At 70.1% G+C, this 23,158-nt stretch carries 24 protein-coding genes; 12 read left to right on the plus strand and 12 right to left on the minus strand.

Features of this window, described 5'->3' with window-relative positions; translation table 11 throughout:
• Positions 1 to 209 precede the first annotated feature (209 nt).
• Genes ACGFIO_RS41630 through ACGFIO_RS41640 form a run of 3 tightly spaced genes read right to left on the minus strand, consistent with a single transcriptional unit; the run spans position 210 to position 3,345 of the window.
• Positions 210 to 1,661, minus strand: a complete 1,452-nt coding sequence (locus tag ACGFIO_RS41630; protein WP_392836138.1) for a flavin-containing monooxygenase — start codon at positions 1,659 to 1,661, stop codon at positions 210 to 212.
• A complete protein-coding gene (locus tag ACGFIO_RS41635) occupies positions 1,658 to 2,554 on the minus strand; it encodes a hypothetical protein (protein ID WP_392836141.1) in 897 nt (298 codons plus the stop codon). Before ACGFIO_RS41635 ends, ACGFIO_RS41630 begins: the two co-directional genes overlap by 4 nt.
• An 11-nt stretch (positions 2,555 to 2,565) precedes the next feature.
• Positions 2,566 to 3,345: an HpcH/HpaI aldolase/citrate lyase family protein gene (locus tag ACGFIO_RS41640; protein ID WP_392836144.1), complete on the minus strand. Its 780-nt coding sequence runs from the start codon at positions 3,343 to 3,345 to the stop codon at positions 2,566 to 2,568.
• Positions 3,346 to 3,476: 131 nt separating this feature from the next.
• Here ACGFIO_RS41640 and ACGFIO_RS41645 point away from each other — a divergent pair, with 131 nt between their 5' ends.
• From ACGFIO_RS41645 to ACGFIO_RS41660, 4 genes are all read left to right on the plus strand, one after another.
• Complete coding sequence (locus tag ACGFIO_RS41645) at positions 3,477 to 4,151, plus strand: GntR family transcriptional regulator (RefSeq protein WP_392836147.1); 675 nt, start codon at positions 3,477 to 3,479, stop codon at positions 4,149 to 4,151.
• Positions 4,152 to 4,219: 68 nt separating this feature from the next.
• Entirely contained in the window at positions 4,220 to 4,630 is a 411-nt protein-coding gene (locus ACGFIO_RS41650) for a carboxymuconolactone decarboxylase family protein (RefSeq protein WP_392836149.1), read from the plus strand.
• The gene (locus ACGFIO_RS41655) at positions 4,627 to 6,297 is read left to right on the plus strand and encodes a thiamine pyrophosphate-binding protein (protein ID WP_392836151.1); all 1,671 of its coding nucleotides are present in this window, start codon (positions 4,627 to 4,629) and stop codon (positions 6,295 to 6,297) included. The genes ACGFIO_RS41650 and ACGFIO_RS41655 overlap by 4 nt, the downstream gene beginning before the upstream one ends.
• A gap of 146 nt (positions 6,298 to 6,443) precedes the next feature.
• Positions 6,444 to 7,544, plus strand: a complete 1,101-nt coding sequence (locus tag ACGFIO_RS41660) for a sugar ABC transporter substrate-binding protein (protein ID WP_392836153.1) — start codon at positions 6,444 to 6,446, stop codon at positions 7,542 to 7,544.
• Between the two features lie 150 nt (positions 7,545 to 7,694).
• Here the strand turns inward: ACGFIO_RS41660 and ACGFIO_RS41665 are convergent, their stop codons facing one another.
• A complete protein-coding gene (locus ACGFIO_RS41665; RefSeq protein ID WP_392836156.1) occupies positions 7,695 to 8,546 on the minus strand; it encodes an SDR family NAD(P)-dependent oxidoreductase in 852 nt (283 codons plus the stop codon).
• A gap of 202 nt (positions 8,547 to 8,748) precedes the next feature.
• On the opposite strand from ACGFIO_RS41665, the gene ACGFIO_RS41670 reads away from it, so the two are divergent.
• The 5 genes from ACGFIO_RS41670 to ACGFIO_RS41690 are packed head-to-tail and all read left to right on the plus strand — an operon-like array spanning position 8,749 to position 14,319.
• Positions 8,749 to 9,480 carry an IclR family transcriptional regulator gene (locus tag ACGFIO_RS41670; protein WP_392836158.1) on the plus strand — a complete coding sequence of 244 codons (732 nt, stop codon included), beginning with the start codon at positions 8,749 to 8,751 and terminating at the stop codon, positions 9,478 to 9,480.
• 47 nt (positions 9,481 to 9,527) lie between these two features.
• A complete protein-coding gene (locus tag ACGFIO_RS41675; protein ID WP_392836160.1) occupies positions 9,528 to 10,583 on the plus strand; it encodes an extracellular solute-binding protein in 1,056 nt (351 codons plus the stop codon).
• A gap of 3 nt (positions 10,584 to 10,586) precedes the next feature.
• Positions 10,587 to 12,266, plus strand: a complete 1,680-nt coding sequence (locus tag ACGFIO_RS41680) for an ABC transporter permease subunit (RefSeq protein ID WP_392836162.1) — start codon at positions 10,587 to 10,589, stop codon at positions 12,264 to 12,266.
• Complete coding sequence (locus tag ACGFIO_RS41685; RefSeq protein ID WP_392836164.1) at positions 12,263 to 13,330, plus strand: ABC transporter ATP-binding protein; 1,068 nt, start codon at positions 12,263 to 12,265, stop codon at positions 13,328 to 13,330. The genes ACGFIO_RS41680 and ACGFIO_RS41685 overlap by 4 nt, the downstream gene beginning before the upstream one ends.
• A 47-nt stretch (positions 13,331 to 13,377) precedes the next feature.
• On the plus strand, positions 13,378 to 14,319 hold the full coding sequence (locus ACGFIO_RS41690) for a DUF6282 family protein (RefSeq protein WP_392836167.1): 942 nt from the start codon (positions 13,378 to 13,380) through the stop codon (positions 14,317 to 14,319).
• Here the strand turns inward: ACGFIO_RS41690 and ACGFIO_RS41695 are convergent, their stop codons facing one another.
• The gene (locus ACGFIO_RS41695) at positions 14,320 to 14,493 is read right to left on the minus strand and encodes a hypothetical protein (RefSeq protein ID WP_392836169.1); all 174 of its coding nucleotides are present in this window, start codon (positions 14,491 to 14,493) and stop codon (positions 14,320 to 14,322) included. It lies immediately after the preceding gene.
• A gap of 87 nt (positions 14,494 to 14,580) precedes the next feature.
• Here ACGFIO_RS41695 and ACGFIO_RS41700 point away from each other — a divergent pair, with 87 nt between their 5' ends.
• A complete protein-coding gene (locus ACGFIO_RS41700) occupies positions 14,581 to 15,093 on the plus strand; it encodes a MarR family winged helix-turn-helix transcriptional regulator (protein ID WP_392836171.1) in 513 nt (170 codons plus the stop codon).
• A gap of 75 nt (positions 15,094 to 15,168) precedes the next feature.
• Here the strand turns inward: ACGFIO_RS41700 and ACGFIO_RS41705 are convergent, their stop codons facing one another.
• Complete coding sequence (locus ACGFIO_RS41705) at positions 15,169 to 16,467, minus strand: FAD-dependent monooxygenase (protein WP_392836173.1); 1,299 nt, start codon at positions 16,465 to 16,467, stop codon at positions 15,169 to 15,171.
• Between the two features lie 84 nt (positions 16,468 to 16,551).
• On the opposite strand from ACGFIO_RS41705, the gene ACGFIO_RS41710 reads away from it, so the two are divergent.
• Positions 16,552 to 17,172 carry a helix-turn-helix transcriptional regulator gene (locus ACGFIO_RS41710; RefSeq protein ID WP_392836175.1) on the plus strand — a complete coding sequence of 207 codons (621 nt, stop codon included), beginning with the start codon at positions 16,552 to 16,554 and terminating at the stop codon, positions 17,170 to 17,172.
• On the opposite strand, the gene ACGFIO_RS41715 is transcribed toward ACGFIO_RS41710, so the two are convergent.
• Genes ACGFIO_RS41715 through ACGFIO_RS41735 form a run of 5 tightly spaced genes read right to left on the minus strand, consistent with a single transcriptional unit; the run spans position 17,114 to position 20,784 of the window.
• The gene (locus tag ACGFIO_RS41715; protein WP_392836178.1) at positions 17,114 to 17,911 is read right to left on the minus strand and encodes a carboxymuconolactone decarboxylase family protein; all 798 of its coding nucleotides are present in this window, start codon (positions 17,909 to 17,911) and stop codon (positions 17,114 to 17,116) included. The two genes, ACGFIO_RS41710 and ACGFIO_RS41715, sit on opposite strands and share 59 nt — an antisense overlap.
• Entirely contained in the window at positions 17,908 to 18,744 is an 837-nt protein-coding gene (locus tag ACGFIO_RS41720; RefSeq protein ID WP_392836180.1) for an NAD(P)-dependent oxidoreductase, read from the minus strand. The genes ACGFIO_RS41715 and ACGFIO_RS41720 overlap by 4 nt, the downstream gene beginning before the upstream one ends.
• The gene (locus tag ACGFIO_RS41725) at positions 18,741 to 19,100 is read right to left on the minus strand and encodes a cupin domain-containing protein (protein ID WP_392836182.1); all 360 of its coding nucleotides are present in this window, start codon (positions 19,098 to 19,100) and stop codon (positions 18,741 to 18,743) included. Before ACGFIO_RS41725 ends, ACGFIO_RS41720 begins: the two co-directional genes overlap by 4 nt.
• Positions 19,097 to 19,996: an NAD(P)-dependent oxidoreductase gene (locus tag ACGFIO_RS41730; protein WP_392836185.1), complete on the minus strand. Its 900-nt coding sequence runs from the start codon at positions 19,994 to 19,996 to the stop codon at positions 19,097 to 19,099. The genes ACGFIO_RS41725 and ACGFIO_RS41730 overlap by 4 nt, the downstream gene beginning before the upstream one ends.
• Positions 19,993 to 20,784 (minus strand): N-acyl homoserine lactonase family protein, encoded by a 792-nt coding sequence (locus ACGFIO_RS41735; protein ID WP_392836188.1) that lies wholly within the window; start codon positions 20,782 to 20,784, stop codon positions 19,993 to 19,995. The genes ACGFIO_RS41730 and ACGFIO_RS41735 overlap by 4 nt, the downstream gene beginning before the upstream one ends.
• Before the next feature lie 73 nt (positions 20,785 to 20,857).
• Here ACGFIO_RS41735 and ACGFIO_RS41740 point away from each other — a divergent pair, with 73 nt between their 5' ends.
• Complete coding sequence (locus ACGFIO_RS41740) at positions 20,858 to 22,297, plus strand: GGDEF domain-containing protein (RefSeq protein ID WP_392836190.1); 1,440 nt, start codon at positions 20,858 to 20,860, stop codon at positions 22,295 to 22,297.
• On the opposite strand, the gene mshB is transcribed toward ACGFIO_RS41740, so the two are convergent.
• The gene (gene mshB, locus ACGFIO_RS41745; RefSeq protein ID WP_392836193.1) at positions 22,287 to 23,123 is read right to left on the minus strand and encodes an N-acetyl-1-D-myo-inositol-2-amino-2-deoxy-alpha-D-glucopyranoside deacetylase; all 837 of its coding nucleotides are present in this window, start codon (positions 23,121 to 23,123) and stop codon (positions 22,287 to 22,289) included. The two genes, ACGFIO_RS41740 and mshB, sit on opposite strands and share 11 nt — an antisense overlap.
• Between the last annotated feature and the right edge of the window lie 35 nt (positions 23,124 to 23,158).

Below are 23,158 nucleotides of genomic sequence, written 5' to 3' on the forward strand. Positions count from 1 at the left end.
CACCCCCCCCCCCCCCGCCGGGGGGGGCCCCCCCCCCCCCCCCCCCCCCGGGGGCGGGGGGGGGGGGGGGGTCGGCCCCCCCCCCCCCCCCCACCGACACCGCCCAGACCTACCACCAACCCAAGCGAACCGGCCCGGCACACCGGCAGGCGCAAGCCGGCGAACCCACCCGGCACACCGCCGAGCGCGAGCAACCGAAAAGGTGAGCGCTAGCTCGGTGAGCGCAGGCCGAAACGGGCGATCACCCGGGTGGCGAGGGCATAGGCGAGGTGACCGCCCGGCCACTGCGTCACGTTGTGGCCCGAGCCGTCGTGGTAGTAGTTGTGGCAGCCCGAGTTCATCGCCGAGGCGTTCGAGGCGAGGCGCCGGTCGACCCAGGCCGTGAAACGGCGAGCCGCCGCCGGTGAGGTGTCGATCGTGCGGCGATGAGTGCGGGCCAGCCTCCGCACCGCCCCCACGACCACCTCGGCCTGCCGCTCCAGCTGGGCGATCACCGATACGCCGCCGTTGGTGTTGGGCCCGTACAGGATGAAGAAGTTGGGGAAGCCCGGCACCGTGATGCCCATGAAGGCGGTGGCCCGCTCGCGCCACACGTCGTGGATGCCGCGGCCGTCGCGGCCCTTGACGTCGAGGCCGGCCAAGAACTTGGTCGGCTGGAAACCGGTGCTGAGGATCAGGACATCGATGTCGCGTACGGAGCCCGTCGCGTCCTCCACGCCACCGGGGAACACCCGGGTCACCGCGTGCGGGACCAGCGAAACGTTGTCCCGGTTGAGCGAACCGTAGAACGTGGACGACAGGATCGGCCGCTTGCAGCCCCACGGGTAGTCCGGCGTGACGGCCTGACGAACATCAGGGTCGGCGATCGTGGAGTCGATGAACCGCTCGCACGAGGAGCGCATCAGCCGCTGGCGGCGCGAGTTCACGTCGTACCCTTTGAAGCGCAGATTGCCCTTGTGGAAGATCCGCGCGCGGCTGATCCGCTGCGCCAGCGGCACACGCCTGTACATCCAGCGTTCGCGGGGCGTGAACTCGCGCTCGTTCTTGGGCTCGATCCAGCCGGGCTCGCGCTGATAGACGTACACATTGGCGGCGTCGGGGGCGATCGCGGGCACGATCTGCACCGCGGTCGAGCCGGTGCCGACGACCGCGACGTTCTTGCCGGCCAGGTCGTGCTCCTTCCAGCGGGAGGTGTGGAACACCGGGCCGGTGAACGTGTCGAGCCCGGGCCACTCGGGGTAGCGCGGGACGCTGAGCAGGCCGAGCGCCGAGATCACGACGTCGAAGGTGAGGCTGTCGCCGTGTTCGGTGGACAGCGTGTAGGTGCTCGACGTCTCTTCCCACACCAGGGCGGTCACCCGGGTGCTGAGCCGCAGGTGCGGGCGCAGGCCGAAGTGGTCGACGACGTGGTTGGCGTACGCGAGCAGTTCGGGCTGGGTGGCGTGGGTACGCGGCCAGTCGTACTTGAGGAACGAGAACGAGTACGCGTGCGAGTGCACGTCGACCTCGCAGCCCGGGTACCGGTTGTCGTACCAGGTCCCGCCGACCCCGGCCGACTGCTCGAAGACGGTGATCTCGGCGCTCGTGCTCTTCTTCAGTTTGACCGCGGCCGCGATGCCGCCCAGCCCGGCGCCGATGATGGCGACGCGTAACCGGCTCATGGTGCCGGGTATTCGTCGGCGTTGAACACCCAGCCCTCCATGGCCGAGAAGTCGAAGCGCGGCGGTGAGAACACGTCGATGAGGTGGTTGCGCTCCGGCGCGATGGCCTCGCTGGTGTGCAGCGACGGCGGCGGGATCACGGTCACCGACGGCGCTTGTACGCGGGTGTGCTCGTCCTCGCGCCAGTTGGCCTTGTTGGTGGTCCACGGCCAGCGGATGTGGTGCACGTACTCGCCCTCGAGGACGATCGAGCACTGCTCGAAGTCGTCGTGCTTGTGCGGTGACATCTTGGCCGGGTCGCGCGGGCCCTGCTTCGGGTCGATGAAGTTGACCATGAAGGTGGTGCACCGGAAGAGCCGGAACGGCGGGTTGGACAGCGGCGGGACGGTCAGGTCGTACGCGCGGATCTTGAACCCGTCGACCGGGTCGGGCCAGGGCTGCCAGGGCGCGATGTTCTCGTGCCGCTCGTCGTAGGAGCCGGCGTTGGCGGCCAGCTCGGCCACGTCCGGCGACCGGGTGGTGAGCAGGCGGACCACGCGCCCGCGTCCGGTGATCGTCACGGTGCTGTCGCCGGGCGGCAGGACCAGCATCGTCTTGCCGCTGACCTGTTCGGTGGCGGAACCGGCCGAGGCCGTCGCCGACAGGCCGTCGTCGGCCAGCAGCACCACGTACTCGTCGGGCTGATCCGGACGCGCGAAGGTCACCGAGCCGTCGAGGTCGGAGTAGCCGACGACGAAGTTCTGGCCGCGGGCGTACCAGGTGTTGACGCCGTCGCCCTTCTCCACCGGGGCGATGTCGCCGAACTGGACGTGCTCGGCGCCGGAGAAGCGCTCCGGGATCACCTCCTTGGTGGTGGGCAGCGTGGAGCGGAGGTCATTCGACTCGAACGGCATGACGGGCCTTTCTACGCGCGGAAGTCCGCGACGATCGACGTCGCCGCGGATCGGAGCAGGCTGGTGTCGTTGCTGACCATGACGTACCGGAAGCCGCGCTCGGCGGCCTCGCGGGCCTGCTGCGCGGTTCCGACGGCGGTGCCGACCGGGATGTTGCGTGCGTTCGCGGCGGCCAGCAGGAAGTCGGTCAGCTTCTGGATCTCGGGATCGTTCAGCGCCAGACCGGTGGACAGGGTCAGGTCGCCGGTGCCCAGGAAGACGCCGTTGAGGCCGTCGATGTCGAGGATGGCCTCGGCGTCCTCGACGGCGCCGCGGTCCTCCAGCTGCACGCCGCGCAGCACCTGCTCGTCGCCGAAGCGGAGGTACTCGTCGCGCGGGGTGCCGCCCCAGCGGCCGGCCCGGGAGGTGGTGCCGAGGCCCCGGTCGCCGCGGGGCGAGAAGAGCATCCCGCGGACGGCGGCGCTCGCCTCCTCGACCGAGGTCACCCGGGGCACCAGGATGCCGTCCACGCCGGCGTCGAGCAGACGCTGCAGGTGGCTGCCGCTGCGGTCGGGTACGCGGACCACGACGGAGAGGCCGGCGCCCTGCGCCACGACCGTCGCCTGGTACGCGAACTCGAAGGTCAGGGGCGCGTGCTCCTGGTCGATCACGATGTAGTCGAACCCGGCGTCGGCCAGGATCTCGATCGGCTCGAGCGCCGGGATCTTGACCCAGGTGCCGATCAGCGGGCGGTCGGCCGAAGCCAGCCGGGCCGCGAAGCCTGATGAGCGAGTGAAACCCGGCCGCGTCATGGTGCTCCTCACGAGGGGTTTTGGGTCCACGGATTGTAGCATCGTCATACGATTTGAAACAACGGTACGCCGGTCGGGGGGACGCTCGGTACGATGTCGCCAGGCGTCTTCGACGAGCTTGGAGGGCAGCGGTGACCCAGACCAACGCGCTGCGCGTGGAGCGCAACCCGGCCCTCATCCGATCGCAGGTGCTGGAGAACCTCCGCCAGGCGATCCTCGACCGGCGACTGGCACCCGGTCAACGGCTGATCGAGCGCGAGTTGGTCGAGCTGACCGGCGTCTCCCGCACCAGCGTTCGCGAGGCGCTGCGCGAGCTCGCGGCCGAGGGCCTGGTCACCGCCATCCCCAACAAGGGCACGGTCGTCACCAGCGTCAGCGCCGAGGAGGCACGCCAGCTCTACCAGGTCCGCTCGGCACTGGAGGCGCTGGCCGGGCGGCTGTTCGTCGAGAACGCGTCGGCCGCGCAGCGCAAGGCGCTGGCCCGCGCCCTGGAGAAGGTCGACCGGCTGGCGGCCAGGGACCAGCCGATTCTGGCCGCCAAGGACGCGTTCTACGACGTGCTGTTCGAGGGCGGCGGAAACATCGCGCTGCGCCAGGTGGTGGGCGGTCTGCACGCGCGGGTGAGCGTGCTGCGCTCGCTGTCGCTGTCGATTCCCGGCCGGCAGGAGCACAGCGTCAAGGAACTGCACGCGATCGTCGACGCGGTGCTGGCCAACGATGCCGACGCGGCCGGGGCGGCCTGTGCCCGGCACGTCGAGGAAGCCGGCCGGGCGGGCCTGATAGCCCTGGCTGAACAGGACGGATAAGGAGCCGAGGAGGAGAGATGGCGAAGGGCTATTCCCTCAGATTGTATGATCGTCGTACGCTCTAGCGCATGAGCGATGACGACAGCCGGCTCGCACGCGGCGACCAGGTCCGGCGTGAGGTACTCGGCGACGCCCATGTGGACCGGTCGCTGCGACAGGCCACCGACTTCACCCGTGTGGTGCAGGAATACGTGACGGCGAGTTGCTGGGGCGACGTCTGGTCGCGGACCGGGCTGGATCGGCGTACCCGCAGTCTGTTGAACCTCGCGATGCTCACCGCCCTGAACCGGCCGCACGAGTTCTCCGTGCACGTGCGCGGCGCCCTGCGTAACGGCGTGACGGTCGAGGAGATCCAGGAGACGCTGCTGCAGACCGCGGCGTACTGCGGCGCGCCGGCCGCCCTGGAGTCGTTCCGGCTGGCCGAGAAGGTGATCGAGGAGGTACGTCAGGAGACCGCGGTCGGGATCACCGCGGCATGACCGGCCGCACCGGCGCCCGCGTCCTCGCCGAGATGCTCGACGGCTACGGCGTGACCCATCTCTTCCACGTACCGGCGATCCTGCGGCGCACCATGGCCGAGCTGGAGCGGCACCACCCACACATCCAGCGGGTGGTCACCCACGGCGAGAAGGCGGCCGCGTACATGGCCGACGGCTACGCCCGGGTGTCGGGCCGGCCCGGTGTCGCGGCGGCGCAGATCATCGGGGCGTTGAACCTCGCCGCCGGCCTGCGCGAACCGTTCCTGGCCGGGTTCCCGGTGCTGGCGCTGACCGGCGGCCGCTCCCCCACGACCAAGTTCCGGCACGTCTACCAGGAGATCGACGACCTGCCGGCGTTCGACCCGGTGACCAAGTACAACGCCACCATCGACGACGCGGACCGCTTCCCGGACATGCTGCGGCACGCCTTCCGGGTGGCCACGACCGGGCGGCCCGGCCCGGTCCACCTGCAGATCCAGGGCAACGAGGGCCAGCTCGACCTGTCCGAGACCGCTGTCGAGCCGATCGTCGAGACGCGCTTCGCGCGGGTTCCCGCGGTACGCCCACAGCCCGCCGACGCCGACGTCGAACAGGTGCTAGGGGTGCTCGCCGCGGCCGAACGCCCGGTCATCGTGGCCGGCGGCGGGGTGCGCGCCTCCGATGCCGGGGCCGAGCTGATCGCGCTGGCCGAGCTGCTCGACATCCCGGTCGCCACCTCGGCCAACGGCAAGGACACCATCCCCGGCACCCACCCGCTCGCGGCCGGCGTGGTCGGCACCTACTCCCGCGAGTGCGCCAACCACATCGTCAACCGGGCCGACCTGGTCTGCTTCGTCGGCACCCAGACCGGCAGCATGACCACCCACTTCTGGGCCGTGCCACCGATCGGCACCCCGGCCGTCCAGATCGACCTGGAACCGGCCGAGCTCGGCCGCAACTATCCCCTGCGGGCGTCGGTGGTGGCCGATGCGCGGGAAGCCCTGACCCGGATGCTGGCGCTGGCCCAGCCGCGGCGACGGCCGGGCTGGACGGCCGAGTGCGAACGGTTGAAGGCGGCCTGGCGCGACCGCTATCGCGAGGTGCTGACCAGCGACGCCGTCCCGATCCGGCCGGAACGCATCGCGGCCGAGCTGACCGACGGCCTGCCGGCCGACGCGGTGCTGGTCGTCGACACCGGGCACGCCGGGATGTGGATGGCCCAGTTCCACGACGTCACCGCGCCGGGCCAGGACTACCTGCGAGCGGCCGGGCACCTGGGCTGGGCGTTCTCGGCCGGCATCGGGGCCAAGTGCGCGGCGCCGGAGCGGCCGGTGGTGGTGTTCACCGGCGATGCGGGCTTCTACTACCACCTGGCCGAGGTCGAGACGGCCGCGCGGCGGGGCATCAACGTCGTCACCGTGGTCAACAACAACGCCGGCGGCAACCAGAGCAAGAGAGGCTTCGATCGGGCGTACGGCGGGGAAGCGACCGCACGCTCACGGGAGATGTGGCAGTACCGGGACGTCGACTTCGCCCGGATCGGCGAGGAGATGGGAGCCCTCGGCCTGCGCGTGGACCGGCCCGGCGACCTGGCCAAGACGCTCGATCAGGCGCTGTCGGCGGGGCGTCCGGTCATTGTCGACGTCCATACGGACATCGAGGTGGTGGCGCCACCGGCCGTCTCCTAGGATCACGCTCGTCGGCGGCGCGTCAAGCCCGCCGAAGCCTACGAACCGGTTCTTTCGCACATTCGGGCGGAATCGGTGAACCGGGCAGCAACTGCGCACGTCTTCCGAAGCGACCGTTACCCGACGACGCTTCGAGGAGCTGCTTGATGCGCAAGGCGTTCGCCGTATTCGCTGTGCTGGGATCACTCGCCGCCGGTGGTCTGGCCGGCTGTTCCGATGACGACAACGCCGCCGCCGGCGCGTCCCGGACCGGCCCGGTCGGTACCGGCACGATCGGCGTGATCCTGCCCGACACGACCTCGTCGGTGCGCTGGGAGAAGCAGGACAAGAAATATCTCAAAGCCGCCTTCGACACGGCCGGGGTGCCGGTCGACATCCAGAACGCGCAGGGCGACCGGGCCCGGTTCGGGCAGATCGCCGACCAGATGATCGCCAGCGGCGTGAAGGTCCTGATGATCGCCAACCTGGACTCGGAGTCCGGCAAGGCCGTCCTGGACAAGGCCAAGGCGGCCGGCATCAAGACGATCGACTACGACCGGCTCACGCTCAACGGCGGCGCCGACTACTACGTCTCGTTCGACAACCGCAAGGTCGGCGAGTTGCAGGGGCAGCACCTGACCACCTGCCTGCGGGCCATGAAGTACCGCAACCCGGTGGTGGTCGAGCTCAACGGCTCACCCACCGACAACAACGCCTCCGACTTCAAGCGGGGGTACGACTCGGTCCTGCAGCCGCTGTACGACGCGGCCAGCTACACCAAGGGCCCGGACCAGTGGGTGCCGGACTGGTCGGAGAAGGACGCGGGCGTCATCTTCAAGCAGATGCTGGACCAGCAGCCGAAGACCAAGGGCGTGCTCGCCGCCAACGACGGCATCGCCAACGCGGTCATCGACGTGCTGCGGTCGAAGAACCTGAACGGCCGGGTCCCGGTCACCGGCCAGGACGCCACCGCGCAGGGCCTGCAGCACATCCTGGCCGGCGACCAGTGCATGACCGTGTTCAAGAACAGCAAGCCGCAGGCCGACAAGGCGGCCGCGCTGGCCATCGACCTCTACAAGGGCGACGTGCCCACGGTCGTCGACCAGATCAAGGATCCGGTGTCCGGCGTCTATCTGCCGTTCATCAAGCTCGACCCGGTCGGGATCACCAAAGAGAACATCAAGTCGGTCATCGAGCAGGGCGTCATCGACCGCGCCGAGGTCTGCACCGGCGTCTACCAGCGCCTCTGCACCGAAGCCGGCATCTAGACCCTCAGTGGTAGCCCTGGGCGCCGCCGCGCACCCGGACACCGCCCCGGCCGACCACCGCCAAACCCAGCGGTAGCCCAGGGCGGTGTCGCGCACCCGGACACCGCGCGGGGCTACCACTGCCAACCCCGGTGGTAGCCCCGGGCGGGGCTACCACCGGGTGGAGTAGAGGGCGCGGTCGTAGGACTCGAAGTCCCAGGCGCCGGCGCCACCGGACGGGCGGACCGTGCTGACGATGCTCGCGCCGCCGTCGACCGAGACGAGTTCGCCGGTCATGTACGCGGCGTCGTCGGAGAGCAGGAAGGCCACCACGCCGGCCACGTCCTCGGCGGTGCCGGCCCGGCGCAACGGGGTGCTGGCGGCCCGGCGGGACATGTCGTCCTTGCCGCCGGCCACAGGCCCGCCTCCCCGGACGGCATTCGCGGCGAACAGATCCGTAGGGACGATGCCGGGAGCGACGGCGTTGACGCGTACGCCCAGCGGGCCGCCGTACATGGCCGCGCCCCGCAGCAGGCCGACGACCGCGTGCTTGGACGTCTGGTACGCGAGCAGGTCGGCCGATCCGCGCAGGCTCCCGATCGAGCCGGTGATGACCACGTTCCCGGCACTCTTCTGGTCCGCGTACCGCCGGAACGCCGCCCGCAGCCCCAGGAACACGCCGCGCACGTTGACGGCCATCACCCGGTCGAAGTCCTCGACCGACAGCGACGGCAGGGTGGCGAACGAGCCCGGGATGCCGGCGTTGAGATGGTGCAGGTCGATGCGCCCGAAGCGGGCCACGGCCGCCTCGACGTAGGCGGCGACGTCGTCCTCGCGGGACACGTCGGCGCGGACACCTATCGCGTCGGACGGCAGGGACGCGGCGAGGTCGCGTACCCGGGCCTCGTCGAGATCGACCGCGACGACGCTCGCCCCTTCCTCGGCCAGCCGGCGTGCGGTCGCCGCGCCGATCCCACCGGCCGCACCCGTCACGACCGCGACCCGGCCCGCAAGTCCGCGCATGTTCTGCCTCCCGAACACTAGCCAAGGATTGTAGGGCAATCATACAATCACGTCACCCACCGCATTTAACAAGTGGGACTTACGGCGGAAATCTTCCCCGACCCTTGACAGGCGTCAGGAGAGATCACCTAGATTCCTCGAATACCGGATAGCTGGACAACCGCCCCGCAATGCGGGACAGAGACCATGATCGGAGGCACCGGTGGAGATCGCCAGTGGTGACCTTCAGGTCGTGGCCCGGGTCGTCCAGCTGCTTCGGCTGCTCGCCGGCAACGAGACCATCGATCTCGTGTCGGCCGCCGAGGAACTCGGGGTCGGCAAGTCCACCGCCCATCGCTATCTGGCGTCCATGGAGAACCACGGTCTCCTGCGACGTCGTGACCGCAACCGGTACGAGTTCGGGGTCCTCCTGGCCGAGCTGGGCACACTGGCCCTGTCCCGGCTGGGAGTCGTCGACCTGGCCGGTCCGGTGTTGGAGGACCTCGGTGCCCGGCTGCGGCACACGGTCGTCCTCAGCGTGTGGAACGGCACCTGCCCCGTGGTGGCGCGGGTGCGCGAGGACCGGAGCCGGACGGCACACGTCTCCATCGCGGTCGGCAGTCAGCTCGGCCCGAACGCGGCGCAGACGGTGGTCTTCTGGGCCTTCAAGGACCGGTCCTACTACCGGTTCGGCGAGGGCGTCACCCCGACCCGGGCATCCGAGGCCGAGCTGGCCGAGGTGCGCGAGACCGGCGTCTCGGTCCGGCCGAGCGCCAAGGACGGCATCAGCGCCGTCGCGGTACCGGTCCGTGACCCCGCCGGCCAGGTCGTCGCGACCATGGCCGTCGTCGACATCACTCAGTTCGTACCCGAGGGGACCGATTCTCCGGTGGCCCGGGCCCTGCTGGCCGGCGCCGAGACGATCAGCCGGCGCATGGCACGGCCCCTCAGTTAACTCTGCCCCTCGACTGACAAACCCCGGCCCAATCAAAGGCGATGCAGATGACGACATATCGAATCGTGGCGGTGCTGGCCGCCGCCTCCCTGGTGATATCGGCGTGCGGTGTGGGCGGCGACTCCGGCAGCGGAGGGTCCGGCGACAACAAGCTGACCTGGGCCAGCACCGGCGGCCAGTTCCAGGACGACGAGAAGAAGGCCCTCCAGGAACCGTTCACAGCCAAGAACGGCACCACGTTCACCAACATCAGCCCGGCCGAGCAGGCCCAGGTCCGCACCATGGTCACGTCCGGCAAGACGATCTGGGACCTGGCCAACATGAGCTGGATCTACGCGGGCGCCTACTGTGGTGAGCTGTTCGAGAAGCTGGACGACCCGGCGCTCGACCGCAAGAAGTTCCCCGAGGGTACGACCGGCGACTGCTTCGTGCCGACCTACCGGTACGCCAACATCTTCAGCTACAACGCCGACATGTACCCCGGCGCCAAGCCGACCACGATCAAGGACTTCTTCGACGTGAAGAAGTTCCCGGGCAAGCGGGTCGTCTACGACTACCCGAAGGCCGGCCTGCTCGAGGCCGCGCTGGTCGCCGACGGCGTACCCCCGGCTCAGGTTTATCCCCTCGATGTCGAGCGCGCGCTGAAGAAGATCGACACCATCAAGAGCTCGATGGTGTTCGCCGCCAGCTACGGCGCGATCCAGCAGATGATGGTCGACAAACAGGCCAGCATGACCCTCACGGTCACCGCCCGCACCATCGTGTCCAAGCAGAGCGGCGCCAACCTGGTGCCGGTGTGGGACTTCAACACCACCGACATCGGCGTGCTGGTCATCCCCAAGGGCGCCCCGCACAAGGCCCTGGCCCAGCAGATGCTGGCCTTCGTCACCGAGCCGGAGCAGGCCAAGGCGTACGCCAAGCGGACCGGCACCGCACCCGCCCGCGCCGACGTCGACCTGAACTCGGTCGGCTACACCGACGAGCAGAAGAAGTTCAACGCCTTCCTGCCCGATCGCGGCACCACGGTCGAGCAGGACAAGAAGTGGTGGATCGAGAACACCGACGCGCTGGTCAAGCGCTGGACCGCCTGGAAGGTTGGCTGACGGATGTCCGTCCCGACAGTTGCGGCCAGGGCGCCCTGGCTCGCCCGGATGAGGGGCAGCGGCTGGCTGCTGCTCCTCCCGGCCCTGGTCGCCCTGGTCGTGCTGTTCGTGGTGCCGCTGGTGAACGTGGTCGCGGACAGCTTCACCGAGCCGTCGCCCGGGCTGAGCAACTACGCGTCGCTGTTCACCGACGGCTACACGCTACGCGTGCTGGGCCGGACGCTGCTGGTGGCGCTGGTCGTCGCCGTGGTCGGCGTGCTGCTGGCCTATCCGTACGCGTACGCCATGACCCTGTCCGGACCCACCATGCGCGCCGTGCTGGTGACCGTCGTGCTCATCCCGTTCTGGACGTCCATGCTGGCCCGCAACTTCGCCTGGATGGTCCTGATGCAGGACGGCGGCGTGATCCAGAAGTTCCTGGGGCTGTTCGGGCTGGGCCAGGTCACGTTGCTCGGCACCACGGCCGCCGTCGGCATCTCGATGACCCAGGTGCTGCTGCCATTCCTGGTGCTGCCCATGTACAGCGCGATGGAGCAGATCGACGGGCGGCTGGTGGCGGCCGGGCAGAGCCTCGGCGCGCCGCGGGCCCGCGCGTTCCGCCGGGTCTACCTGCCGCTGTCGACGCCGGGCGTGGTGGCCGGCATGTCGCTGGTGTTCGTGCTGGCGCTCGGCTTCTACGTCACGCCGGCCCTGCTCGGCTCGTCCCGCACGGCGATGATCGCGCAGGTCATCAACATCCGGACCAAGGAGCTGCTGGACTTCGGCGGGGCCGGCGCGATGGGCATGTTCCTGCTCGTGGTCACCCTCGCGGTGCTGGGGCTGAGCCGCAAGCTGGCCGGGGCCAACCTGACCGCGGCGGCGGCCGGGGCCACCCCCAACCGGGCCGCCGGTTCCCGGGGGGAGATCCGGCCCTGGCTGCGCGTCCACACCACGGTCGTGGCTCTGATCCTGGCCGTGCCCACACTGGTCGTCATCCCGATGAGTTTCTCCTCGGCCCAGACCTTCCAGTTCCCGCCGCAGGGCTGGTCGCTGCGCTGGTACCAGGAGCTGTTCACCTCACCGGAGTGGGTCGCGGCGATCCTGAACACGCTGCAGACCGGCATCTACACCGCGATCTTCGCGACCGTGCTGGGCACCCTGGCCGCCTTCGGGCTGGCCCGGCTCAAGCCGCGGATCCGCGGCGTAGCCAACGGGTTCCTGCTGTCGCCGATGATCGTCCCGCACATCCTGGTCGCCCTGGTCGTCTTCTCGGCGTTCCTGCGGCTCGGGCTGAACGGCACGCTGATCGGCATCATCCTGGCCCACACCGCCCTGGCCATCCCGTTCGTCGTGATCGCGGTGACCGCCCGCCTGCAGGGCATGGACGCGCGGCTGCCGCACGTGGCGGCCGTGCTCGGCGCCAGCCCGTCCTCGGCGTTCCGGCGGGTGACGCTGCCGCTGGTGCTGCCCGGCATCCTGTCCGGCGCGGTGCTGGCCTTCGTCACCTCGCTCGACGAGGTCGTCATCGCGCTGTTCCTGCAGGCACCGGGCGCGATCACGCTGCCAGTGCAGATGTTCAACAGCGTCACCGTGCAGATCGACCCGACCATCTCGGCCGCGTCCAGCCTGATGGTGGTCCTGGTCAGCGTGCCCATCCTGTTCGCGCAGCTCCGCGGGCCGGCCCAGAAGCGAGGTAGGAAATGAGCTCACCGATCAGCGCCGCCGGTGGCCGGGTCGAGTTGACCGGCCTGGTCAAGCAGTACGGCGGCGGCACTCCCGCGGTGGACCACATCGGCCTGGACATCCAGCCGGGCGAGTTCATCACGCTGCTCGGCCCGAGCGGCTCGGGCAAGACGACCACGCTCAACATGATCGTGGGGTTCACCGAGCCCACCGCCGGCCGGGTGTCGCTGAACGGCACCGACATCACCCGTACGCCGCCGCACAAGCGCAACTTCGGCATGGTGTTCCAGAACTACGCGCTGTTCCCGCACCTGACGGTGGCTCAGAATGTGGCCTTCCCGCTGCGCGAACGCAAGGTGCCCCAGGCCGAGGCCAACCGGCTCGTCGGCGAGGCCCTGGAGCTGGTCGACCTGGGCGGCATGGAGAACCGCCGCCCGCACGAGCTCTCCGGCGGCCAGCAGCAGCGGGTCGCGCTGGCCCGAGCGGTGGTCTTCTCTCCCAGCGTGCTGCTGCTCGACGAGCCGCTGAGCGCGCTCGACCGCAAGCTGCGGCAGTCGTTGCAGCGCGAGATCAAGCGGTTGCACGACGAACTCGGGCTGACCTTCGTCTTCGTCACGCACGACCAGGACGAGGCGATGACACTGTCCGACCGGATCGCCATCTTCAACCACGGGAAGATCGTGGCGGTGGGTACGCCGGCCGACCTCTACCACCGGCCCACCACCGAGTTCGTGGCCAAGTTCCTGGGCGAGTCCAACGTGTTCACCGCGGCCGACGAGAAACTGATCGTCCGGCCCGAGCGCATGCACGTCTCGCTCTCCCCCGACCTGGTGCCGGCCGGCCACACCACCACCAAGGCCACCGTCACCGACGTCTCGTTCTATGGCACCTACTACCGCATCGAGCTCGCCTACGGCGACGACTCGGTCGGCTGTGCGGTGCTGCCGGTCGGCGCACCCGCCACCGTCGACCCCGGCGCCGAGGTAGTCGCCCACTGGCGCCCCGAGGACCAGGTCCTCATCCAAAAGGCGAGCAATGACGCGCTCACGACCGGCGACCGCACCACCGCCAAAGGCGAGCAATGACGCGCTCACGACCGGCGATCGCACCACCGCCAACTGAAGGGACCCCCATGACCGACGTCGACTACCCGTTCAACCTGGACGCCGACGAGGACCGCAAGGTCGCCGACCCGGAGGCCGACGCGCTGCTGAACGGCGCGGTGGACCTGCACCAGCACCCCGGGCCGAGCCCGTTCCCGCGCCGGATGAGCATCCTCGACGCCGCCCGCGACGCGGCGTCGGTGGGCTTCAAGGCGATCGTGGCCAAGTCGCACCACCACAGCATGGTCACCGACATCCTCGCCCTGCAGACCGCGGGCCTGCGGAAGATCTCGACCGAGGTGTACGGCGGGGTCGCGCTCAACCGCACGGTCGGTGGCCTGAACCCGTACGCGGTCGAGCTGGCGCTGCGCATGGGCGGCCGCATGGTCTGGTTCCCGACGCTGTCGTCGGCCGCGCACATCTCGCACCACGAGCACCACGACACCGGCTTCCCCACGCCCGAGGTGGACCTGCGGCCCAACGAGGTCATCACCATCCTCGGCGACGACGGTGAGGTTCGGCCCGAGGTACGCGACATCCTCGACGTGATCGCGGCCGAACACGCCGTTCTCACGTGCGGGCATCTCGGCGTACCCGAGGCTCAGAAGTTGATCGACGCCGCCGTCGCCGCCGGAGTGGACCGCATCCTGGTCAACCACCCGATCTTCGTCGTCGGCGCCGACGTGGCGCAGGCCGTGGCCTGGGCCCGGCAGGGCGTGACCATCGAGCACGAGGTCATCATGTACTTCGGCAAGCCCGAACGCCGCCGCGACCTGAACGAGCTGCTCACGTTCATCAGGGAGGTGGGCGTCGAGCGGACCATCCTGTGCTCGGACTCCGGGCAGAAGACCAATCCCCTGCCCGTGACCCTCTACCGTCGAGCCGTGCGCGCCCTGCTCGACGCCGGCATCCCGGAGTCCGACATCCGCCGCCTGGTCGGCACCACCGCCGGCCAGCTGCTCTACAAGTAACTAGCGTTTGCCCAGCTCGACCGCGCCCGGGAAGCCGAAGCCGCGGAACTGGTCGTGGGTCGGCGGCCGGTACGCCACCGGTTCGCCGGCCACCACGCTCAGGTCGGCGGCCACGACCCCGCCGCCCTGGGTTCCGGTCGCGCCCACCACGGTGATCAGTTTCTTGTCGGACATCGAGCTTCTCCTATCACCATCTGCTTCGAACTCGAAGCATAGGGCGAAGGTAGCACGCTTCGAATTCAAAGCAAGTAGAGTGGAGGTGTGAGTAGACGGACACCGCGAGGCCTGAACGACGAACAGCTGGCCGCCTTCTTCACCCTGATGGAGGTGAGCAGCGTTCTCCAGTACGCCATCAACGAGCATCTACGCACCGACGGCGAACTGAGCTACGTGCAGTTCCAGATCCTCGCCCGCCTGCTCGACGCCCCCGACGGCCGGCGCCGCATGACCGACCTGGCCGACGGCGTCATGTACAGCCGCAGTGGCCTGACCTACCAGGCCGGCCTGCTCGAACAGCGCGGCCTGATCACCCGGGCACCGTCCCCCGACGACGAGCGCAGCATCATGGTGACCATCACCAAGGCCGGCGGCGACCTGGTCAACGCCCTGTTCCCCGGCCACGTGGACCGGGTCCGGCGGATGCTGATCGACCCTCTGAGCGAGCCCGATCTGGCTGCCCTCAACGACATCCTCGGCCGGGTCCGCGACCACGTCCGCGCGGCCACCCCGCCCCGATCGGCCAAGCCCCGCGCCGGCCGGAACAAAACCGACTGAGTCGGCGGCAAATCGGGCATCCGCGTCGGCGATGCCCGATTTGCCAACCACTCACATGTTGCCTGCCCGCTGCGGTCACCAGCTGACGCGTGGCTCGGGAGTGTCGCCCGCCTTGCTCCAGACGTAGCCGTCCGGGCGGACCAGCACCGGACCGAGGCCCGGGAGGTCGAGGTGGCCGGGGCGGCCGTCCGGCAGGGAGATCTCGGCCACCCGGGTGCCGACCAGCGGATCGGTGCCGTAGCGCACGTCCAGGCCGGCCAGCCGGCGGGCCCACCGCAGCGACAGCTCGGGCACGGTGGCGATCGCGTCGGCCAACAGCCGGCGCAGGGCCTGGCCGGTCGGGGCGGTCGCGGTGATCAGGGCGGTCTGGGCCATGGTGTGCTCGCCGACGTCGTGGCCCCACGGGTGCCGTTCGTCGTGGTAGGTGTCCAGCAGGCCGGCGTCGGCGCGGCCCTGTGCGACGGCGGCCAGTTTCCAGCCGAGGTTCATGGCGTCCTGCAGACCCAGGTTGAGGCCGACCCCGCCGGCCGGGGCGTGCATGTGGGCGGCGTCGCCGGCCAGCAGGACACGACCGCGGCGGTACGCCTCGGCCACCCGGGTGGCGTTGCCGAACCGGCTCAGCCAGGCCGGGTCGTGCAGGCCGAAGTCCTGGCCGGAGATGCGGGCGACGGTCTCCCGCAACTCGTCCAGCGTCAGGTCGGATCCGGCGCGGTCGGGGCCGGCCGGGTCGTAGCCGGCGAAGCGGAACAGGCCGCCGGACAGCTGCGCGACGATCAGGGCGCCGCGCTCGTTCTGCACGCCGTAGCCGGGCCGGGGCGGTGTGGTCGCCCGCACGTCACCCACGAACGAGGAGATGTCGGCGTCGGTGCCGGGGAAGCCGATGCCGGCCAGCTTGCGCACCGCGCTCCCGGGCCCGTCGGCCCCCACCACCCAGCCGGCGTCGAAGGTGTCGCCGGTCTGGGCGGTCACCCGGACACCGTCGGCCGAGACGTGCAGGCCGGTCACCCGGACGCCACGGCGGATGTCCACGCCCAGCTCGATCGCGCGGTCCTGCAGCACGGCCTCGGTGCGGTGCTGCGGGAAGGCCAGCATGTACGGGTACGGGCTGTCCAGCCGGCTCAGGTCGAGCCGCTGCTCCAGGAAGCCGAAGTGCCAGGCCGGCACCGGCACGCCGCCCTCCAGGAAGGGACCGGTCAGCTCACGCATGGCGAGTTGTTCCAGCGTACGGGCGTGCAGGCCGCCCGCCTTGGTGTAGGGGGACGGCTCGGCCAGCTGCTCCAGGACGAGCGTGCGGACGCCGGCCAGCCGGAGCTCGGCCGCCAGGAGCAGCCCGACCGGTCCGGCACCGACGATGATCACCTCAGTGTCGTTCACCGGGGCGACGCTAGGCCCGGTGACGGCCGATGTCCTTGATCGAGGACGACAGGATGTTCCTCACGGCGGCGTACCCTCGGCCGGGTGTCGAACGTCGCCGAGGAACTGACCGCGCGGTGCGGGCCGCTTTTCTCCATCGTCGATGATCCGGAGGGGGCGCGCCGTATCGTCGGGTTGCGCCTGCGCGGCGGCACCGGATCGGCGGCGGGCACGCTGCTGCGTTTGCACCACGAGTTGCGTGGGCTGGCCGGCGACTACGGGTTGCGTTCGGTGCACCTGCCCGCCGGCAGTCCGCGGAGCTACGACCAGGCGTTCGGCGTACGGGTGCGGTTCGGCCGGGACGCCGGACTGCTGCGGTTGCCGGCCGGCCTGCTGTCGGGCATCCCGGCCCGCTCGGACTTCGCCTGGCGGGTCCGGCAGGCGCTGACCGATCGGCTCGGTTCCCGGTCGACGGGGCTGGCCGACGTCGCCCGGGTGCTGGCCGTGCACCCGCGCACCTTGCAGCGCACGCTGGCCGACGAGGGTCTGACGTACGCCGAGATCCTCGATTGTGTCCGCCGCAACCGTGCCCGCGACCTCCTGCGCGACAGTGACCTGCCGGCCGCCGTGATCAGCGTCCGGTTGGGGTTCGCCGATCCGGCCGTGTTCAGCCGTTCGTGCCGTCGCTGGTTCGGCCGCCCGCCCGCATCTCTTCGAGCCGGCTGAGCTCGTCCAAGAGCAGGGGCGCCGCCGCGGTGACCCCGTGGATGCCGAGAACGGCGGCGATCTCCATCACCTCGAGGATCTCCTGCGGCGTGGCGCCGTAGCCGATCGCGTTCTCGATGTGCAGCTTGAGGCCCTTGGTGTAGAGATGGGTGGCCGCGGTGTCGAAGGCGATGTAGACGAACTCCTTGACCTTCGGTTCGAGGGTGCCGGTGCGCCACGGCACCGAGGAGAACTCGGTGTACGCCTCGAACATCTCCGGGTCCAGTTCCAGCATCTCGTCCCAGAACGCGTGCCAGTACCCGCGCGTCTTGGTGAACTCGGACTTCAGCTGCTCCTGGTGGTCGGTCAGTGGCGCCGGCCCGGTCCGCAACCCCTTCTCGCGCAACACCTCGACCAGGATGGGTACGCCGATGTTCATGGCGTGGATGCCGAGCGTGGCCGACAGCTCCAGCACCTCCATGATCTCCTGCGGCGTGGCGCCGAGCTTGAGCGCCGCCCTGATGTGCTGGCGGACGCCGGGCAGGTACATGTGCGTGGCGTTCGCGTCGATGGCGATGTAGATGAACTCCTTGACCTTGTCGTCGAGGTGGTTCTTGCGCCACGGCACGGCCGAGAAGTTCAGGTACGCGGCGAGGAACTCCGGATCCAGTTCCAGCACCGCGTCCCAGGTCGCGCTCCACGCTCCGCGTACCCGGATGAACTCGGCCTTGATCTCCTCCTGCCGTGCGGTCAGCGTCACCGGGACTCGTCCTTTCGCAGCCAGTTCACGATTTCGGTGTGGTCGGCGCCCGGGTCCAGTGCCTCGGCCGCCCGCGCCCACAGGTCGACCGCGGCCTGACCGAGCGGATCGGGTACGCCCACCTGGTCGGCCAGCCCGGTGGCGATGCGCATGTCCTTGAGCATCAGCCGCAGCCCGAAGCCGGAGTCGAAGGTGCCGGGCAGCACGAAGTTGGGCCACTTGTTCTCGGTCGAACCGCTGCGGCCGCTGGAGCTGTTGAAGATGTCCAGCATCACCGACGGGTCGAGGCCGAACTTCTCGCCGGCCAGGATCGCCTCGCTGGTGACCAGCAGGTGGGTGGCGGAGAGGAGGTTGTTGAGCGCCTTGACGGCGTGGCCGCTGCCGACGTCGCCGGCCCGGGTGACGGTGCCCAGTTGCTCCAGGACCGGCCGGACGCGTTCGATGTCCCCGGCCGCTCCCCCGGCCATGATGGTCAGCTTGCCGTTGCGGGCGCCCTTGACCCCGCCGGAGACCGGGGCGTCGATCAGCGTGTTCTTCAGCCGGGCGGCCAGCGCCCGGGTCCGCATCGGCTCGGAGGAGCTCATGTCGACGACCACGGCCTCCGGGCGGAGGGTGGCCTCGTCCAGGACGGCCTCGACGACGTCGGAGTTCGGGAGCATCAGGATGACGACGTCGGCCGGGGTCACGGCCTCGGCCAGGCGGGTCGCCGGAACGCCGTCGAAGGTCGCGAACGCCTGCGGTGAAACGTCGTACCCGCGTACCTCGTAACCGGCCGCGACCAGGCGCGAGGACATCGGGCCGCCCATGTTGCCCAGCCCCACGAAGCCGATCACGCGACCTCCTCGGCCCAGCGGGTCTCGCCCAGCGAGATGGCGGTGTGCGACATGAACGATTCGGGGGCGGCGCCGTGCCAGTGCCGCTCGCCCGGTGGCACCCACACCGTGTCACCGGCCTGGATGGTCCGCGGCTCCTCGCCGGCCGTGCAGATCAGGCCCCGCCCGGACAGCACCTGCAGGATCTGCCCGTTCTCGTGGCTGTGCCAGAAGGTACGGGCGCCGGGCGCGAAGAACACCGTGGCGATGGTGGTCCCGTCGGTCGCCGGCAGCACCTGGTCGAACCACGCCTCCCCGGTGACCGTGGCGCGCTGCTCGGACCGGCTGCCTTCGGCCCGGCCGTGGACGATTCTCATGCTCCGGGTTCCTCTCGCGAATGCAGCCGCACGCCGCCGGAGAGGTCCCCGATGGCGTCAACGACGGTGTTGCTGATCTCGTCGGCGTAGCCGAGGGCACGGGCCATGCCGAAGCTGGCCACCGGCCCGGCCGCGTTCAGGCTGGCCACGCCGAGCTTGGCGACCAGTTCGACGTACAGGTTGACGTCCTTGAGCATCAGGCTGTTGGTGAGCCCGCCCTTGAGGTAGTCGCCGTTGATGATCTTCGGGAACCGGTTGAGCGTGGCGAAGTTGACCCCCGAGCCGGCGTTGAGCACGGCCAGCAGGGTCTCCAGGTCGAGGCCGGCCTTCTTGCCCGCCACCATGACCTCGGCCGTGGCCGACAGGGCGATCGCGTTGAGAAAGTTGTTGAGCAGCTTGACCGTGTGCCCGGACCCGCTCGGTCCACAGTGGAAGACCTTGCTGGCGAACAGATCCAGCACCGGACGGGCCCGGGTCAGCGGGTCCTCGTCACCACCGACCATGAGGGTCAGCGTGCCCTTCTCGGCCGCGGCGGCCCCGCCGGAGATGCCGGCGTCGAGATAGGCGGCGCCGCGTTCGGCCAGCAGGGCGTTGATGCGTACGGTGGAATCCGGTGCGGCCGTGGAGAGGTCCACGACGATCTGCCCCGGGCGGGCGTGGGCCAGCACCCCGTCGTCGCCCAGCACCACCGCCTCGACCACGGTGCTGTCCGGCAGCGAGAGCAGCAGGATGTCGCTGTTCGCGGTCACCTCGGCGACCGAGGCGGCCACGCTCGCGCCGGCCGCGGTGACGTTCTCCTCGCGTACGTCGTAGCCGAGCACCTCCTGGCCGGCCTTGACCACGCAGGTGGCCATCCGGCCGCCCATGTTGCCGAGCCCGGCGAAGCCGATCCTCATGATTCCTCCCCGATCGTGGCGTGCCAGTCGTCGACCCGGTGGAAGCGGTCGAGGGTGTCCGGGTCGTGGCCGGAGACCAGGTGCCGGACCTCGCCCGAGTCCACCATGCCGCGGATGCGCTCGAACGCGGCGTACATGTCGATCAGGTTGGCCACCTGGGTGAAGGGCATGCTGCGTTCGTACTCCTCGTAGTAGTGCACGGCGTCGGAGGCCAGCAGGACCGGGCCGGCGGTGGTCTCGGCCAGCACGACGGTCTGGCCGGGCGTGTGGCCGCCGACCCGGATCAGGCGTACGCCGGGGGCCAGTTCGGCCTCGTCGGCGAAGGTCCGGAGCCGGCCCTGCGCCCGCACCGAGGCCAGGTGGTCGATCTCGGCGTCCTCCACGGAGTGGTGCACGAGCGTGCGGTGGGCGTACGGGCCGGTCCAGAAGTCGTACTCAGCCGCGGCGATGTGCACCTCGGAGGACGGGAAGAGGTCCACGTTACCGATGTGGTCGTAATGGGCGTGGGTGACCACGACCGGCGGCCCGGCGGCCCGGTCGACGCCGAGCGCGTCGAGGGCAGCGGCCGGTTCGATCAGCGTGGTGCGCTTGCGGTTGGCCCCGCCGACGGCCGAGAACCCGGTGTCGACCACGATCGTGCTCGCCCGGTTGCGCAGGACCCAGAAGAAGTAGTCCATGCCGATCGGCCCGTCGGGCTCGCCGTACAGGTGATGATTGAGGTAGACGTCGCTGCGCACGGTCTGTCGCGTGCCGTACCTGACGATCGTCACCTGCCACCGCTCGACCACCGCAGGATTATATGATCGTCCGACAATCTGACGCAACGGCTCAAGATCCTGGACAGCTGCCGAACAGGTAGACGTGACGTCCAACAGCAGGCGTGCGCTCTGGCTCGGCTGGCTCGCCCTCACCGCCGCCCTGACCGCCGCACGCGCATTCGTACCGGCCGGATCGTTCGCCGTGACCCTGGTCATCAGCGGCACCTCGGTGCTCACCTGCCTCGCCATCCTCACCGGCGTCCTGGTGAACCGGCCGGAACGGCTGCTCCCGTACGTGCTGCTGGCCGCGGCCACCCTGGCCGACCTGGCCGGCAACATCGTCCTGGCCTGGAACATCAGTCAGGGCTCGGTGCCGTACCCGTCGGTGTCCGACGCCTTCTGGCTGCTCAAGTACCCGCTGCTGTTCGGCGGCCTGATGATGCTCATCCGAGGCCTGTCCTGGCGGCAGGACCGGCCCGGCATCCTCGACACCCTGATCGTCACCGTCGGCTTCGGCCTCGGCCTGTGGCTGCTGTTCCTGCAGGACCTGGTGCACGTGCCCGGGATGCCGGTGGTCACCCGGCTGGTCACCGTCGCCTATCCGCTGGCCGATCTGATGATCCTGGCCGCGTTCATCCGGATCTTCACCTCGGCGGCCCGGCGCAACGCCGCGTTCTGGCAGCTGGCCGGCGCGCTGCTCACCCTGGCGGCCGCCCACATCCTGTACGTGTGGCAGAACAGCCGCGGCATCTACGACGACAGCACCGCGCCGCTGTTCGTGCTGGCCACCCTGCTCATCGGCGGCGCCGCGCTGTGCCCGTTCTCGTTGCGCGAGGAGACATCGTCGGGCGAGGTCACGCGGACCCGGGTGCTGCTGATCGGGTCCGGCTGCCTGATCAGCCCGGTGCTGCTGATCGTCGACGGCGTGGTCGGCGGCCAGGGCGACTGGATGGCCGCCTCGATCTGCTGCATCGTGGTGTTCGGGCTGGTCATCGCCCGGATGGTCGAGCTCGTGCGCACCGTGCAGGACCAGGCGGTCCAGCTCGAGGCCATGGCCTACGTCGACGCGCTGACCGGCGTACCCAACCGCCGCGCCTGGGACATCGAACTGAACCGGCGGCTGAACGGCGCCCGCCGCCAGGGCCGCACCCTGCTGGTCGGGCTGATCGACCTCGACCACTTCAAGAAGTTCAACGACACCAACGGCCACCAGGCCGGCGACCAGCTGCTGCGCGGCGCCGCGGTCGCCTGGCGCGGGCAGCTACGCTCCGACGACCTGGTCGCCCGGTACGGCGGCGAGGAATTCGGGCTGATCCTCGGCTGCCGGCTCAGCGACGTCGACAGCATCATGCGCCGGCTGCGCTCCGTCATGCCCGACGGCCAGCGCTTCTCGGCCGGCATCGCCCAGTGGACCGGCACCGAGACCGCCGACCAGCTGGTGGCTCGGGCCGACGCCGCGCTCTACACCGCCAAACGCGACGGCCGCGACCGCACCACGGTCAGCCCCGACCCGCACCTGGCCGACGTCAGCTTCAGCTCCTGAACAGGTCGTCGGCCCAGCCGTCCCAGGTCTTGGCGCCGTGGGCCAGGACGAAATGCTCGGCGGCGAGCCAGTCACCCGCCTCCGAGGCGACGAACGGCGAGTTGGGCGGGATCTGCGTGGGGTACGCCGCCAGGGCGGCCCGCTTGCGCGCGACGTAGGTGGTGCCGGCGATGTGTACGTCGATCTTGTCGTCGGGCAGGCCGAACGGCAGGTCCTCGGCCCGCTCGATGCCCTCGAAGGCGTTGCCCGGCGAGCCGCGGAACTCCTCCAGGGTGCGCTGCAGGTAGGAGTGGGACATCGCGGTCCAGTAGATCCGCTCCGGCCCGAAGCCCTCCTCGCCGGCCAGTTCGGCGGCGCGCATCGCGACCCGGTGGGCCTGGATGTGGTCCGGGTGACCGTACAGCCCGTTGTCGTCGTAGGTGACCAGCACCTGCGGGCGGACCTCACGCATCACCTCGAGGCACAGCTGGGCCGCCTCCTCCAGGTCGGCCTGCCAGAACGCCCGCGGGTGCTTGTTGCTCTCCTCGCCCATCATCCCGGAGTCGCGGTAGTGGCCGGCGCCGCCGAGGAACCGCCGGTCGGTCAGGCCGAGCTCGGCGCAGGCCCGCTCCCACTCGCCCAGGCGTACGCCGCCGAGCTGGTCGGCCTGGCCGGCGGCCAGTTGCGCGAGGGCGGGCACGTGGATCTCGCCCTCCTCCCCCAGCGTGCAGGTGACCAGCGTGACCTGGGCGCCCTCGGCCACATAGCGGGCCAGCGTGGCCCCGGTCGAACTCGACTCGTCGTCCGGGTGGGCGTGCACCATCATCAGGCGGCGTTCGGCGGTCATGACTTCCCTTCGTCCGGCGTCGGAAGATCCGATCT

It is taken from the genome of Actinoplanes sp. NPDC049265, from assembly GCF_043197135.1.
Lineage (GTDB): Bacteria > Actinomycetota > Actinomycetes > Mycobacteriales > Micromonosporaceae > Actinoplanes.

Coding starts and splice junctions, on each gene's coding strand:
- ACGFIO_RS41630 (WP_392836138.1), bottom strand. CDS start 1,661: ATGAGCCGGTTACGCGTCGCCATCATCGGCGCCGGGCTGGGCGGCATC.
- ACGFIO_RS41635 (WP_392836141.1), bottom strand. CDS start 2,554: ATGCCGTTCGAGTCGAATGACCTCCGCTCCACGCTGCCCACCACCAAG.
- ACGFIO_RS41640 (WP_392836144.1), bottom strand. CDS start 3,345: ATGACGCGGCCGGGTTTCACTCGCTCATCAGGCTTCGCGGCCCGGCTG.
- ACGFIO_RS41650 (WP_392836149.1), top strand. CDS start 4,220: ATGAGCGATGACGACAGCCGGCTCGCACGCGGCGACCAGGTCCGGCGT.
- ACGFIO_RS41655 (WP_392836151.1), top strand. CDS start 4,627: ATGACCGGCCGCACCGGCGCCCGCGTCCTCGCCGAGATGCTCGACGGC.
- ACGFIO_RS41660 (WP_392836153.1), top strand. CDS start 6,444: ATGCGCAAGGCGTTCGCCGTATTCGCTGTGCTGGGATCACTCGCCGCC.
- ACGFIO_RS41665 (WP_392836156.1), bottom strand. CDS start 8,546: ATGCGCGGACTTGCGGGCCGGGTCGCGGTCGTGACGGGTGCGGCCGGT.
- ACGFIO_RS41675 (WP_392836160.1), top strand. CDS start 9,528: ATGACGACATATCGAATCGTGGCGGTGCTGGCCGCCGCCTCCCTGGTG.
- ACGFIO_RS41680 (WP_392836162.1), top strand. CDS start 10,587: ATGTCCGTCCCGACAGTTGCGGCCAGGGCGCCCTGGCTCGCCCGGATG.
- ACGFIO_RS41685 (WP_392836164.1), top strand. CDS start 12,263: ATGAGCTCACCGATCAGCGCCGCCGGTGGCCGGGTCGAGTTGACCGGC.
- ACGFIO_RS41690 (WP_392836167.1), top strand. CDS start 13,378: ATGACCGACGTCGACTACCCGTTCAACCTGGACGCCGACGAGGACCGC.
- ACGFIO_RS41695 (WP_392836169.1), bottom strand. CDS start 14,493: ATGTCCGACAAGAAACTGATCACCGTGGTGGGCGCGACCGGAACCCAG.
- ACGFIO_RS41725 (WP_392836182.1), bottom strand. CDS start 19,100: ATGAGAATCGTCCACGGCCGGGCCGAAGGCAGCCGGTCCGAGCAGCGC.
- ACGFIO_RS41730 (WP_392836185.1), bottom strand. CDS start 19,996: ATGAGGATCGGCTTCGCCGGGCTCGGCAACATGGGCGGCCGGATGGCC.
- mshB (WP_392836193.1), bottom strand. CDS start 23,123: ATGACCGCCGAACGCCGCCTGATGATGGTGCACGCCCACCCGGACGAC.